14 protein-coding genes are annotated in these 13386 nt (G+C 64.8%); 7 read left to right on the plus strand and 7 right to left on the minus strand.

Features of this window, described 5'->3' with window-relative positions; translation table 11 throughout:
- Positions 1-238: 238 nt before the first annotated feature.
- The 3 genes from JN302_RS02605 to JN302_RS02615 are packed head-to-tail and all read left to right on the plus strand — an operon-like array spanning position 239 to position 2173.
- Positions 239-1132, plus strand: coding sequence for a UPF0280 family protein (locus tag JN302_RS02605; RefSeq protein ID WP_202331565.1), 894 nt, complete (start codon positions 239-241; stop codon positions 1130-1132).
- The gene (locus JN302_RS02610) at positions 1125-1709 is read left to right on the plus strand and encodes an amino acid synthesis family protein (protein ID WP_202331567.1); all 585 of its coding nucleotides are present in this window, start codon (positions 1125-1127) and stop codon (positions 1707-1709) included. The genes JN302_RS02605 and JN302_RS02610 overlap by 8 nt, the downstream gene beginning before the upstream one ends.
- Entirely contained in the window at positions 1691-2173 is a 483-nt protein-coding gene (locus tag JN302_RS02615) for a MarR family winged helix-turn-helix transcriptional regulator (RefSeq protein WP_202331569.1), read from the plus strand. Before JN302_RS02610 ends, JN302_RS02615 begins: the two co-directional genes overlap by 19 nt.
- A 75-nt stretch (positions 2174-2248) precedes the next feature.
- Here the strand turns inward: JN302_RS02615 and JN302_RS02620 are convergent, their stop codons facing one another.
- From JN302_RS02620 to JN302_RS02640, 5 genes are all read right to left on the minus strand, one after another.
- Positions 2249-3010, minus strand: a complete 762-nt coding sequence (locus JN302_RS02620; RefSeq protein ID WP_202331571.1) for a class II aldolase and adducin N-terminal domain-containing protein — start codon at positions 3008-3010, stop codon at positions 2249-2251.
- Between the two features lie 315 nt (positions 3011-3325).
- Positions 3326-3811, minus strand: a complete 486-nt coding sequence (locus tag JN302_RS02625; RefSeq protein WP_342215910.1) for a DUF3995 domain-containing protein — start codon at positions 3809-3811, stop codon at positions 3326-3328.
- Positions 3812-3932: 121 nt separating this feature from the next.
- Complete coding sequence (locus tag JN302_RS02630; protein ID WP_202331573.1) at positions 3933-4532, minus strand: glutathione S-transferase family protein; 600 nt, start codon at positions 4530-4532, stop codon at positions 3933-3935.
- A 73-nt stretch (positions 4533-4605) separates the two neighbouring features.
- Positions 4606-5205, minus strand: coding sequence for a hypothetical protein (locus tag JN302_RS02635; RefSeq protein ID WP_202331575.1), 600 nt, complete (start codon positions 5203-5205; stop codon positions 4606-4608).
- Positions 5205-5642, minus strand: a complete 438-nt coding sequence (locus JN302_RS02640; protein WP_202331577.1) for an EamA family transporter — start codon at positions 5640-5642, stop codon at positions 5205-5207. The genes JN302_RS02635 and JN302_RS02640 overlap by 1 nt, the downstream gene beginning before the upstream one ends.
- 295 nt (positions 5643-5937) lie before the next feature.
- Between JN302_RS02640 and JN302_RS02645 the strand changes: the two genes are divergently transcribed.
- From JN302_RS02645 to JN302_RS02655, 3 genes are all read left to right on the plus strand, one after another.
- Positions 5938-6309, plus strand: a complete 372-nt coding sequence (locus JN302_RS02645; protein WP_202309976.1) for a hypothetical protein — start codon at positions 5938-5940, stop codon at positions 6307-6309.
- A 120-nt stretch (positions 6310-6429) separates the two neighbouring features.
- Complete coding sequence (locus tag JN302_RS02650) at positions 6430-6909, plus strand: hypothetical protein (RefSeq protein ID WP_202331580.1); 480 nt, start codon at positions 6430-6432, stop codon at positions 6907-6909.
- 137 nt (positions 6910-7046) lie between these two features.
- On the plus strand, positions 7047-7751 hold the full coding sequence (locus tag JN302_RS02655; protein WP_202331582.1) for a glutathione binding-like protein: 705 nt from the start codon (positions 7047-7049) through the stop codon (positions 7749-7751).
- A gap of 62 nt (positions 7752-7813) precedes the next feature.
- On the opposite strand, the gene JN302_RS02660 is transcribed toward JN302_RS02655, so the two are convergent.
- Together JN302_RS02660 and JN302_RS02665 are read right to left on the minus strand one after the other, a co-directional pair.
- Positions 7814-9121, minus strand: coding sequence for an HlyD family type I secretion periplasmic adaptor subunit (locus JN302_RS02660; RefSeq protein WP_202309979.1), 1308 nt, complete (start codon positions 9119-9121; stop codon positions 7814-7816).
- The gene (locus JN302_RS02665) at positions 9121-10869 is read right to left on the minus strand and encodes a type I secretion system permease/ATPase (protein ID WP_202331584.1); all 1749 of its coding nucleotides are present in this window, start codon (positions 10867-10869) and stop codon (positions 9121-9123) included. The genes JN302_RS02660 and JN302_RS02665 overlap by 1 nt, the downstream gene beginning before the upstream one ends.
- 497 nt (positions 10870-11366) lie before the next feature.
- On the opposite strand from JN302_RS02665, the gene JN302_RS02670 reads away from it, so the two are divergent.
- Complete coding sequence (locus JN302_RS02670) at positions 11367-12563, plus strand: amino acid aminotransferase (RefSeq protein WP_202331586.1); 1197 nt, start codon at positions 11367-11369, stop codon at positions 12561-12563.
- Positions 12564-13386 lie beyond the last annotated feature (823 nt).

Genomic DNA, 13386 nt, shown 5'->3' on the forward strand with positions numbered 1-13386 from the left:
AGGTTACCCCTCATCCGACCGCGCTTCGCGCGGCCACCTTCGTCCACAAGGGGAGAAGGCTGGCGCCCGGCAGAAACGTTTTCGCCAATCTTCGGCGTCGGCGACTGGCAATGGCGTCGATGCAAGGCTCCAGCCTTCTCCCCCTGTGGGAGAAGGTGGCCGACTCGGAGCTTGCGGAGGGGCGGACGGATGAGGGGTGCTCGCAGAAGAGCCGAGTTCCCCGCATGGACAGACGGCCATGACCGGCCCCCAGGCGAGCCTGCTGCCGGACGGCCGCCGGCTGCACCTCAATCATGGGCCGATCGACCTCATTATCGAGGCATTCGGGGCAGTGGAGGAGCGCAAGGCGGCCTATCTGCAGGCTACGGCGCGATTCCGAACCATTCTCGGCGAATTGGTCGAGGAACTGGAGGAGCTACGTCGGCCGGCCGGGCCGATGCTCCGCCCCTTCCTGGGCCCGACCGCCCGGCGCATGGAGGCGGCCGTGTCGCCTCATTCATGCTCGTTCATAACGCCGATGGCGGCGGTTGCCGGCTCGGTGGCCGACGAGATGATGGCCGCGATGCTCGCCGGACGAAGGCTCGAGAAGGCCTATATCAACAATGGCGGCGACATCGCCCTCCACCTTTCCCCGGAATCGGAAGTTCGCGCAGCAATCGCCGGTACCGGTCATGGCTTCGCCGACCGCTTGTTGATCCGCCACGCCGATCCGGTGCGCGGCATAGCCACCAGCGGCTGGCGCGGCCGCAGTTTCTCGCTGGGCATCGCCGATGCAGTGACGGTATTGGCCGGGAATGCGGCAGAAGCTGATGCGGCGGCGACGGTGATCGCCAATGCGGTCGATCTGCCCGGCCATCCGGCGATTGCCCGCCTGCCTGCGCACAGCCTTTCCCCGGACAACGATCTCGGCGACCGGCTGGTCACCCGAGGCGTCGGCAAGCTTCAGCCGGAAGATATCGCCAAGGCCCTCGACAGGGGTTGGACCGTCGCCGAAGAAATGCGCGACAAGGATCTTGTTGTCGCTACCGCCTTGTTCCTGTGCGGCCACAACCGTATCAGCGGCCCGATGATGCTGGATGCGTCGGACCGCGGCAACGCGAGGATCCGGCAGGAGGAGCTTTCCCATGGTTGAGTTTCCGATCCGCAAGATCGCGATGCTCGTGGAAGCGATATTCCACGAGGGTGGGCCGGCAGCAGATCAACCGCGCCGGCGCGGGGCGGCCATGGCGCTCGTCGGCAACCCGTTCGCAGGCCGCTATGTCGCGGAAGTGCAAGGCGCCATGGAAGACCTCAAGCCGCTCGGCCTCATGTTGTCGGACAGGCTGATCGACGCGCTCGGCGGCGATCCCTCTATCATCGACGGCTACGGCAAGGGCGCCATAGTGGGAACGGCGGGCGAACTCGAGCATGGTGCGCTCTGGCACGTGCCGGGCGGCTATGCGATGCGCGAAAGGCTGGGCGAGGCCAAGGCCATCGTTCCGTCGGCCAAGAAGGTCGGCGCCTTCGGTGCGCGGCTCGACGTGCCGCTCGGTCACATCAACGCGGCCTATGTGCGCAGCCACTTCGACGCCATGGAGGTCGGCATCAGCGACGGCCCCCGCCCCGACGAGATCCTGTTCGTACTGGCCATGAGCTGCGGCCCGCGCATCCACAATCGCATGGGCGGCCTGGAAGCCAAGGACATAAAGGCATGGGACGGCCTGCGGTGACGAGCGGCGAGAACATGCTGCGCCGGATCGAAAGCGACAGGGCCGACGACGGCTATCATCTTCAGGATCAGGTGGGCTTCATCCTGCGCAAGGCGCATCAGCGCCATGTGGCGATCTTCGCCTCACATATCGGCGACCTCACACCGCCGCAATTCGCCGCACTCGCCAAGCTTCAGGACATCGGCGAGACCTCGCAGAACCAGCTCGGCGCGCTGATCGCCATGGACGCCGCGACGGTCAAGGGCGTCATCGACCGGCTCAAGGCGCGCGGTTTCGTAGAGATCGCCAAGCATGACGGCGACAAGCGCCGGCTCCTGGTGAGCCTAACCGACGAAGGGCGGCAGGCGGTCGAGCGGCTGATCCCGCTTGCTCAGAAGATAACCGCGGAAACGATGGCGCCGCTGTCGCCGAAGGAGGCAGGAACGTTGTTGAGGCTGTTGGGGAAAATAGCGAGTAGCGAGTAGCGAGGTGGGTTGGCGTAACTGGTTTCCCCCCGCAACCCTTTTCTCCCCTATTCGCTACTGGCTACTCGCTATTCGCTAATTCCTGTATTGCGGCTCCTGCTCATCCAGGATCGCTTTCAGTTCCGCCAGATGCCGTATTGCCTGGCCGAGATAATCGTCCAGTTCGCTCGCGGTCTTTTCCGCTATCTCGTCGGAAAGCATGCGCAGCGGACGTCCCGTCCACAGCGCCTTGATGTAGGTCTCGGCCGCACGCTCGAAATAATACATGCGGTTGAAGGTGTCGGCGACCGGATCCCCGATCACGAGCACGCCGTGATTGCCCATCACCATGACCTTGACCTTCGGATCGGCAAGCAGTTTCGAGCAACGCTCGCCCTCTTCCTCGAAGGCCAGTCCGCCATAGAGCCCGTCGACGACATGGCGGTTGAAGAACATCGCCGAATTCTGGTCGATCGGCGGCAGCCTCGAATCCGCGAGCGAGGCAAGCACGGTCGCATGGATCGAGTGGACATGCATGACGCAGCGCGCATGGGCGCAGTTGCGGTGAATGGCGCCGTGCAGCCCCCATGCGGTTGGGTCGGGCGCGTCGGGCCGGTTCATCGTCTCCGGATCGTCGGCGTCGATCAGCAGCAGGTCGCTCGCCTTGACGCGCGAGAAGTGGACCTGGTTCGGGTTCATCAGGAACCGCCTGCCCTCGTCGTCCACGGCAAGCGAAAAATGATTGGCCACAGCCTCATGCATGTTGAGCCGTGCCGTCCAGCGGAAGGCGCAGGCGAGATCGACCCTTTCCTCGTAATAAGGAAGGTTCGAATGGACGGGCAGACGGGCGATGCTCACGGGACCTCCCTGGCAGCGGCTTCGGATTTTCCCTCGACACTGCAGTGCGCTCGGCCGTCTCGCAATCCCAAATCCGACAGCGTCGGGGCCTGGACCAAGCGATCGTCCGGCTGCACCGCGCCGCTTGTCCAGCCTCAGGCCGCCATCCTCGACGATGAAGGCGACGACCTCAGCCAGACCCTTGCCGCGCCACATGCGGGTGAAGCCGAAGTGCCTGATTGCTCTTCTCGATGACGAGGGAGGTCCGACAGGTGATGCTCCCGAGAACACGTTGAGCGCGAGATCGGCGATGTCGGGCAAAGCGGGGGGTTCCGATCACGATGTTGCGAGTCCCTCGAAGGCCAGAACCGCAAGGGCCGCCCCGACCACGAGGCAGAGCGGCGAATAGTAGCGCGCGTCGAGCCGGGCGAACGGCATTTCCGGCGTGAGCCGCCGCCAGTAGGAGGTAAAGCCGAGGAGGCCGCGGAAGAGGAAGACGAGCGCCACGAAAAAGGCCGCACCGGCAAGGGATTGCCGTGCGAACGGAGAGGCGAAGAGGTCGCCCAACGCCAGCACGACCAGTGTCACGGCGACGACCAGGCCCGCAACCGCGAAGCAGGCGGCCGGGGACGGCATGGTGTCGATGCCCTTGAAACCGGCCACGGCGCGGGCGCAGGACCTTTGGTCGGCGCCCGGCCAGACGCCGCCAATACCCCAATAGGCGTGCAGCGCGGCGATTGCCGTGAGCGGGACCGCGATGATGACGGCCAGCAGGCTCATATGCGAAACAGCTCCGATCCGCTCCGGGGAAACGGCGAACACTTTCCGCCACTCCCAAACATGCTCGCGCGTCGCCGCCTTTCGCCGCGAGCGGGCACGGCGACGTCGAAGGGTTCGGCCAGAGGGGTTCCGCTCCCGCGCCTGACAGCTACCGCATGCACCATCACTTTGCCCCAACGGTCTGGGCCCGCGCCCGCGCCGGGCGCGACAGGACGCGATCGAAATAGGCGTTGACGTTGTCGGACTCGATCGCGAACTTGCCGCCCCGCGCCCAGGCGCCCATATCGCCCAACAGCACGTCGACAGCGCTGAAACGATCCCCCAGCGCATATTGCCTGTCGCCGAGGCGCCGTTCCAGGGTCTGGACCTCTTCACGGAAATCGTGGGCCGTCGCCGGCCCGACGTCGACCCGCAGTTCGGCCGGCAGGATGAAGCGATGGCGCAGCTTGTTCCAGAGCGGCGCTTCGAACTCCGACTGCGCATAATGCATCCAGGAATCCATGGCGGCGCGGCCGGCGCGGCCGGGCTCCGCCCCCATTCCCTTGTCGGGATGCCGGTCCGCCAGATAGACGCAGATCGCCGCGGAATCGGTCACGACGACATCGCCGTCGACCAGGGCCGGCGACTTGCCAGACGGGTTCAGCGCATACATCTGCGGCGACCGGATGTCGGCCTTCACGAACTCGTAAGGCACCCCGAGTTCCTCCAGCATCCACAGGACGCGTCCGACACGGGAACCGGGCGAACCAACGGCTTTGTACATTCGGAATCTGCCTTTCCTGACCACAGAGGGGAAGACTATTTCACAATGATACGTGTAGGCAAAGCGAGGCCGCTCAGACGATCGTGTCGAAGAGCCGCAGGATCCAGGAGACCTGGTAGAGCAACGTTCCGGCGACGAAAACGGCCTGAAATGCGCGGTTCTTCGTCCATGCGGCAGCGATGCAGAGGGCGACGAGGATCGGCGTGCGGACAAGATATTCCGTACCGAAACGCGCGAAATGCGCCTGGCCCTTGATCAGCGTGTCGACGATGTCGAACACGTAGGTTGCGGCCAGCACGCCGAAGAACCAGGTCCGCCGCGAGATGAAGAAGTCCTCGTAGCCGGCATAGTCGTACATGCTGTCGGGGAAAAGCAGAGCCGCCAGCAGGAACAGCAGCACCGCATAGGCGATGATGAAGAGATAGGCGCCGAAGGTCCATTGCGTGATGCCGAACAGGCCGAACTCCCACCACCAGAAGTGGACAAGCATCAAAAGCACCGAAGCCACCCACGCCAGATGCACGGGATAGAGCCGGTACTGGGCCGGGTGCTGGATGATGCGGGCGACACCGGAGAGCAGCCGCGTAACGCCGAGGCCGATCACCATGCCCATGACGATGCGGATATGCGGAAAGGCTTCCGCCCCGGCCGCCAGATGCTCTCCCGCCGCCATCAGAGCCGGACCGTCAAGAGGATGACGCCGCCAGCGATCATGACGACGCCAAGCCAGTTGGCTGCCGACAGCTTCTCCCCGAGAACAAGAACGCCGAACGCGGCGACAAGTACGACGCTCAGCTTGTCGAGCGGCGCGACGCGGGCGGCATCGCCAAGTTTCAGCGCTCGGAAGTAGCACAGCCACGAGGCGCCGGTGGCAAGGCCGGACAACAGCAGGAAAAGATAGGTGCGGCCGGAAACGGAGCCGGAAGCCTGCCATTGCCCGGACGCGAGCAGGATGCCGCCCAGCGCACCCAGGATGACGATGGTGCGCACGAAGGTGGCGAAGTCGGAATTGACGTTCTCCACGCCGACCTTGGCGAAGATGGCCGTCAGCGCGGCGAAACAGGCCGACAGCAATGCCCAGAACTGCCAGGATGCAAGCAAGGATTTCATGCTGTCTGTCTAGACCAATCGTTGGTCGGGTTGAACCACCCCCTAGCCCGTCAGGCAAGGAATAAGCGCTGCGCCAGAGACATGCCGGGATTTTGCCCTCGCCGGCGATACCCTCGGTGCCCGACCGGCTGCCCACGTTGGCATGCGGTGCACCGCAAAGAACTGCCGCACCTCATTGCCGCCAAGGAATGGTCACGCAATGACCCGCTCGTGACCAGCTTCTGTCCCCATTTCGCGTATGAGGTGCTCCCGCCACCCGAACTGTTCGTCTGCCAACCGATGGAAAGGAAGATCCATGCGCACAATGACGATCCTTGCGGCCGGTGCTGCCCTCATTTTCGTTTCGGCCGCGAGCGCCCAGGAACAGCCGGCCGCGCCGCCGGCGGGTTCCGCTCCGACGGCGCCGAGCGCACAACCGGCCCGGCCGAGCATTCAGAGTGTGAACATCGTCGACATCAAGGAACTGCCCGAGGCCACCCAGACGCAGGTCAATGAGGTTGTCGACAAGACCAGCGATGCCGATCTTCAGAAGCTGCGCAGCACCGTCGACGCGACACCCCAAGTCAAGTCCGCACTCGAAGCCAAGGGGCTTTCGTCCGCGCAGGTCGTCGCTTTCAGCATGGGCAACGACGGCGTACTGACGCTGATAACCAAGAAGCCGGGTTGAGTATCCGGACGGACGGGCCGATCTGCGGCCCGTCCGTCGCATCACAACTGGAACCACAGGCGGCCGGGATTCGTTTCGGTTCTTTCGAAGCGTCGAATAGCAGGCCACAGGGAGCGCGTGATGCCGTTTCTCGACCTCAGAAGCACAACCGCCGTCGCAATCGCCGCCCTGCTGGTCGGCGTTGCACCCGAGGGCTGGGCGCAAGGGCTCGAAAGCAAGGAAACGGTTGAGAAGATCGTCGGCTCGGAGGTCAAGGAAGAAGAAGCACGCGCCGCCGCCGACGCCGAAAAAGTCATCGCCGCGATCGACAGGACCAGCGAAAATATCGGGACGGTCCGCAAGATCTCCAGGCTCGACAAGATCGACATCGTCTTCCTGGCCGATGCGGCCGTCACTGAAGGCGGCCCGCCGCCGCAGATCGAGGCGAAGGTGAAAGAGCACGAAAAAGAGATCGCCGACCTGCGGAAGGAGATCGAGGGCAACGCCATGCTGTTCCATGCGATCGACTCCAGGCAGATCCTGACCCGGGATGTGCTGGCAATAGACTTCGACAGCCCCAACACCGCAGTCATCTACGCGGCTGCGAAACCTGCGCAATAGTCGGTTCGGATCCCCGACCGCAGACCCGACCGCGCGGCAGCATCGTCGAACCTGCAGGCATTGATCGGCGGCCAGCAAGCGACTATCTGGGTTCTGCACTTTCCAGCCTCACCCTCCCCGCCATCCGAGGAATCCCCATGGCCGATCTCTCCGCCTTCCCGATCAACACGCGCTGGCCGGCCAAAAATCCGGACGTGCTGCAGCTCTATTCGCTGCCGACCCCGAACGGCGTCAAGGTATCGACCATGCTGGAGGAGATCGGCCTCCCCTACGAGCCGCATCTCATCGACATCGGCAAGAACGAGAGCTGGACGCCGGAGTTCCTGTCGCTCAATCCGAACGGCAAGATTCCGGCGATCGTCGACCCCAACGGGCCCGGCGGCGAACCGATCGGCTTGTTCGAGTCAGGCGCGATCCTCGTCTATCTCGCCGAGAAGACCGGGCTCTTGATGCCGAAGGATCCGGCGCGCCGTTACGAGACCCTGCAATGGGTGTTCTTCCAGATGGCGTCGGTCGGTCCGATCTTCGGACAGGTCGGCTTCTTCTACAGGTTCGCCGGCCGCGAGATCGAGGACAAACGCCCGCTGCAGCGCTACGCCGACGAATCCAGGCGCCTTGTCGGCGTGCTCGAGACACGGCTCGCCGATCGCAAATGGATCATGGGCAACGACTATTCGATCGCCGATATCGCAACCTTCCCCTGGGTGCGCACGCTGAAGGTCTATTACGAGGCGGACGCGCTTATCGGGTTCAAGGATTTCCCCAGGACCATGGCATGGCTCGACCGAGCCCTGGAGCGGCCAGCCTCGCAGCGCGGCCTCAACATCCCGGCGCGAGGCTGAAGGACAAGTGAAGATAGCCGGCAGCGGGCGGGCTCCTCCGACGGAGCCTCCCGCTCTCGGCCCTACTCCTCGCGGAAAGCCCGCTCGATCTGGTCGCTCAAAGGCTTGACCAGATAGGACAGGATGGTGCGGTCGGTCGTGCGGAAGAAGACCTCGGCCGGCATGCCCGGCGTCAGCGTGAGCCCCTTCAGACGCGCGACCTGTTCCTTCGGCAAGATCACGAAAGCGGTGTAGTAGGCCGCCCCGGTGCGCTGCTCGATGGTGAGATCGGCCGAGACGTTGCGCAGCACACCGTCGAGCTCGGGCGTGGTGGTCATGTTGAAGGCCGACAGCCTGACGGCCGCCTCCTGCCCGGGCCGCAGCTGGTCGATGTCCTGAGGCGCGACCTGCACCTCGATGGTGAGATCGTCCGAGACCGGCACGATCTGCATCAGCACTTCGCCTGGTGAGATCACCCCGCCGACCGTATGGACGGCAAGCTGATGCACCACGCCGTCCTGCGGGCTGCGGATCTCGATGCGCTTGAGCTGGTCCTCGGCGGCGACGCGGCGCTCCGCGAGCTCGGAGAGCTTGCCCTGGGCTTCGCGCAGCTGGCCGGCGACCTCGCTTCGCATCTCCTGGCCGATGTAGATGATCTGAAGCTCGATCTCGCTGGCGCGTCCCTTGGACTGGGCGATCGCGGCGGTGAGCTGCCCGAGCTCCCCGTCGAGCCGCACGGCGTCGCGCTCCAGCGCCGTCATGCGCTCGAGCGACACCAGCTTCTTCTGCCAGAGCTGACGGACGCTCGCCAGCTCTTCCTTCATGATCTCGATTTCCTTGCTCTTGGCCGATTTCTGCAGCTCGAGACCGGAGACCTCCTCGCCGAGCTGCGCGATGCGCTCGCGCAGCTGCGATTTCTGTCCTTCCCGCGCCGACCGGCGGAACTCGAACAGGGACCGCTCGCCGGCGATCATGCGCTTGACGACCGGATCGTCCTCGCGCTCCAGCAGCGCGGCCGGGAATTCGACGGTCTCGGCGCCGTCACGCTCCGCCTCGAGGCGGGCGACACGCGCCTGGAGCTCGTCGATGCTCTTGGAGACGACGCCCAGATTGGCGCGGGTCAGTGTCTCGTCGAGCTTGACGAGAACGTCGCCCTCCTTGACGGAGGTGCCTTCGCGCACATTGATCTGGCCGACGACGCCGCCGGACGGATGCTGGATCTTCTTGACGCTGGAATCGACCACCATGCGGCCGCCCGTGATGACCGCCCCGGACAGCTTGGTGGTCGCGGCCAGACCGCCGATCCCGCCGATGAAGAATACCGCCGTCGCGACACCGGCAATGAGATAGCGCCGGATCGACTGCTCGATCGATTTGTCGTTCGCGGACATCAGCCGTTACCTTCCTCTGCGGTCGCCACCACCTTGAGTGGCACCTGCACCGGTCCCGGCCGCATCACCTTGCCGAGGACCTCGTTCTTGGGACCGAAGGCCTGGGCGCGGCCGCCGGCCATGACCAGCACCAGGTCGAGACTGGCCAAGGCGCTCGGCCGATGCGCCACCACCACGGCGATGCCGCCACGGCTGCGCACGCTCTGGATGGCCCCCATCAGAGCCTCCTCGCCTTCGGCGTCGAGATTGGAGTTGGGCTCGTCAAGGATGACCACGAACGGATCGCCGTAGAGGGCGCGGGCCAGTGCGACGCGCTGCCGCTGCCCCGCCGACAGGCCGGCCCCACCCTCGCCGATCCTGGTGTCGTAGCCTTCCGGCAACCTGACAATGAGATCGTGCACGCCCGCCGCGGCCGCCGCCTTCAGGATCTTGTCCGACGGCGCGTCGGGCTCGAAGCGGGAGATGTTCTCGGCGATGGTGCCATCGAAGAGCTGCACGTCCTGCGGCAGATAGCCGATATGAGGACCGAGCTCCTCCGGCGTCCACTGCTCCAGCGTCGCACCGTCGAGGCGCACGGTGCCGCGCGCCGGCACCCAGACGCCGGCAATGGCGCGGGCGAGCGAAGACTTGCCCGAGGCGCTGGGGCCGATGACGCCGAGCCCGGCGCCCTTTTCGAGGCTGAAGTTGACGTCCTGGACCACCAGCTTCCTGTCGCCGGGCGGCACGATGGTGACGTTCTCCACGGAGAGCAGACGCTGCGGCGCCTTGAGTTCGACGCTGACCGGGGTCTCCGGCAGCAAGGCGAGAAGCTGCTTCAGCCGGCTCCAGCTCTGTCGTGCGGATACGAAACCCTTCCAGTGGGCGATCGCCAGCTCGATCGGCGCCAGGGCGCGGCTCATCATGATCGAGGCGGCGATCATGATGCCTCCGGTGGCCTGACCGAGCACCACCAGATAGGCGCCGATGGCGAGGATGCCCGACTGCAGCACGAGCCGCAGGATGCGGGAGACGGTGCCGAGCGTGCCGGCAACGTCGCTGGCCTTGGCGTGCGAGGCGAGATAGTCCGAGTTGATGGTTGCCCAGCGTTCTCCCATGCGAGCGCCGAAGCCCATGGCCTGCAGCGCCTCGTTGTTGCGGCGCGTCGCCTCGGCCAGCGACTGGCGTCCCTGCGCGAGCTGCCCGGCTGCCTTGGTGGGTTCCCTGGTCAGCATTTCGGCGAGCAGGGTGAGGGCAAAGAGGATGATGGCGCCGGCGAGCGCGGTAACGCCGATCCAGAAATGGAAAAGGAAGCAGATGCCGATATAGAGCGGCATCCAGGGCAGGTCGAACAGCGCGGTCGGCCCGGCGCTCGACAGGAAGGAACGGATCTGGTCCAGGTCGCGCAGCGGCTGCAGGCCGTCGCCGTTCATCTTGGTGCGCAGCGGCAGGCGCATCAGGGCCGAATAGACCTGACCGCTCATCTGGCCGTCGAGCGCGGCGCCGAGGCGTACCATCAGACGGGACCGGATCAGCTCGAGCACGCCCTGGAAAGCGAACATGGTGCCGGCGACGAGCATCAGGCCGACCAGGGTCGGCAGGCTCTTGGAGGGAATGACGCGGTCATAGACCTGGAGCATGAAAAACGAGCCCGTGAGCGCCAATATGTTGATGACGCCCGTCATCAAGCCAACGCCGCCAAAGGCTTTGCGGAAAGACATCAACGCCTTTGCCAGCGTCATGCGCGTGGTATCGTTCGAGCTCTGTTGCATCTTCTTCACCGGTTGTCCGACCACGACGCCAGCACGTCGCGGGCGATACGGTTGAAAGCTTGTTCTGGGCTTCTTTATGACTTCGACGAGTATGCCGGAAGGCCGGGCCAATAGCGCAATGACAACCGCCCGACAATCATCTTACCCCGGTAACGTTTTATCGCAGATTAATACAAGGGTACAGACGGTTGTGTGATTGCAGCTTGAATATGGCCGAGGGTCCGGCAAGCATTGCGTGCAAAGGATTCCAGCCCTCCGATCGCCCGCCACCCCGCTGATCGGCCGCGCGAAGGGGGCCGCCCGCCGCAGATGCCGCGACGGTGTCGCCACGGCCCTGGCCGGCGGGCCGGACCTCGGCCGTCCTGCTCAGCCCTCGCTTCGGCAAAGGCTTGAATCACGGGTGGTTTTGCATTCCACTGCGGTGTATGCGGATGCAGCCGAGGAGCCACCGGGAAGCGCATTCCCGTCACAGCAGGATCGTTCAGAGAGCCAAGCAAATGTTCCAGCATGTCGAAGCCTATCCAGGCGACCCGATCTTCGCGATCGTCGACGCGTATCAGAAGGACCCTCGCCCGCATAAGGTGAATGTCAGCATCGGGCTCTACTACGATGGCGACGGTAACATCCCGGTGCTGTCTTCGGTGAAAAAAGCCGAGGCAATGCGGGCACTCGACACCAGCCCCCGCGCCTATCAGCCTATCGAAGGGGCGACGAACTACCGCAGGGCCGTGCAGCAACTGGTGTTCGGCGCCAGCCACGAGGCGGTCGTCTCCAACCGTATCGCCACCATCCAGACCATCGGCGGCTCCGGCGCGCTCAAGGTCGGTTCCGACTTCCTGAAGCGCTATTTCCCGGACAGCCAGGTCTGGGTCAGCGATCCGACCTGGGACAACCATCGCGTCGTCTTCCAGGGCTCGGGCTTCACCGTGAACACCTATCCCTACTACGACCCCGCCACCGGCGGCGTGCGCTTCGAGGCGATGCTGGACGCCCTGAGGAAATTGCCTGCCAAGAGCATCGTGCTGCTCCATCCCTGCTGCCACAATCCGACCGGCGTGGACCTGACCCGCGCGCAGTGGGAGGAACTGATCCCCCTCATCGCCGAGAAGCAGCTCATTCCCTACATGGACATAGCCTATCAGGGTTTCGGCGATGGGATCGAGGAAGACGCCTTCGCGGTGCGCGCCATGGCCGATGCCGGCGTCAGCTTCCTCGTCAGCAATTCCTTCTCGAAGAACCTCTCCTATTACGGCGAGCGTTGCGGCGGGCTCTCTGTGGTCTGCGCCGACGCCGACGAGGCGGGGCGGGTGCTCGGCCAACTCAAGCTCACCGTGCGCGCCAACTATTCCAGCCCGCCGACCTTCGGCGGCCAGGTCGCGGCAACGGTCATGCTCGACCCTGATCTGCGCGCCGAATGGGAAGGCGAGGTGACGGCGATGCGCGAACGCATCAAGGCGATGCGCAAGACGCTTCACGACGTGCTGACCGCGCGCATCCAGGACCGGGATTTCGGCTATCTGCTCAGCCAGCGCGGCATGTTCAGCTATACCGGACTGACGCCCGAACAGGTGGATCGTCTGCGCGACGAGTTCGCGGTCTATCTGGTTCGCTCCGGCCGCATGTGCGTGGCCGGCATCAACGAGAAGAACGCCGCCACCCTCGCCGAGGCCATGGCCGCGGTGATGGCGAAGTAACGGCCGCATTCTCCCGGCGGCTCGCATTGACCGCAGCCGCCGGGCCCCGTGCTTTTCCCGTATTCCACACCGTGGCGTTCCGGCTCGCTGCGCTCGCCCGCGGGCCCGAGGATGAACGAAGGGAGGGCCGAACAGGTTTGGCCCCGCTTGCAGATTCTCATAGAGCCATGAATTCCCTCCCGGCGTCATCACACACCAGGCAGGGAGGACGTCCTCTTCCTGGCCTCGCCGGACTCGCCCTTCATGGTCGGCTGCGCTGTGCCGGTCGACGGCGGCGTGACGGCGCAATGATCGGGTCCGCAGTCGCGCGTCCGTTGCGCCGGCAGCGCATGCAACCCTGCGTCCATCATCCTTAGGCGTTAGGCCGGGAAAGGGAACCCCGGCGCGGCTCAAACGTTCCTTCTCCTCGAAGATACGCCGCGCGCCCGCAGGCGCACGGGGGATATGTTGGATGCGCACATCGTGCTTCCGAAGATCGCTTGCGACCTTGGGGGCCGGCCGATGCGCCGGACACGCCAGATGGGGAGTCTGGACCATGAAGCAGTATTTCAGCCCGGGAGACATATTGCTCGAGGCCGCTTGTGTAGTCGCCGTTCCGGCGACGCTTCTGTTGACGGTCGTTCTCGCCGGCTTTCTCATTCTCTGAGGCAGCGGCTCGTCTGTGAAGCCAAGGCTTCTTGATCCATTTTCGAGCCACCGATCGCGCTGCGGCTGGTGGGGCAAACGCGCGCATGCGAACCGGTTAACTCGCTTTCGGTTGACGAGCGTCGCCCACCAAGCTTTGATGCCGATGTGATGGGCGCGACTCGAATGCCGCGCTGAC

The organism is Mesorhizobium sp. L-8-3 (genome assembly GCF_016756615.1).
GTDB lineage: Bacteria > Pseudomonadota > Alphaproteobacteria > Rhizobiales > Rhizobiaceae.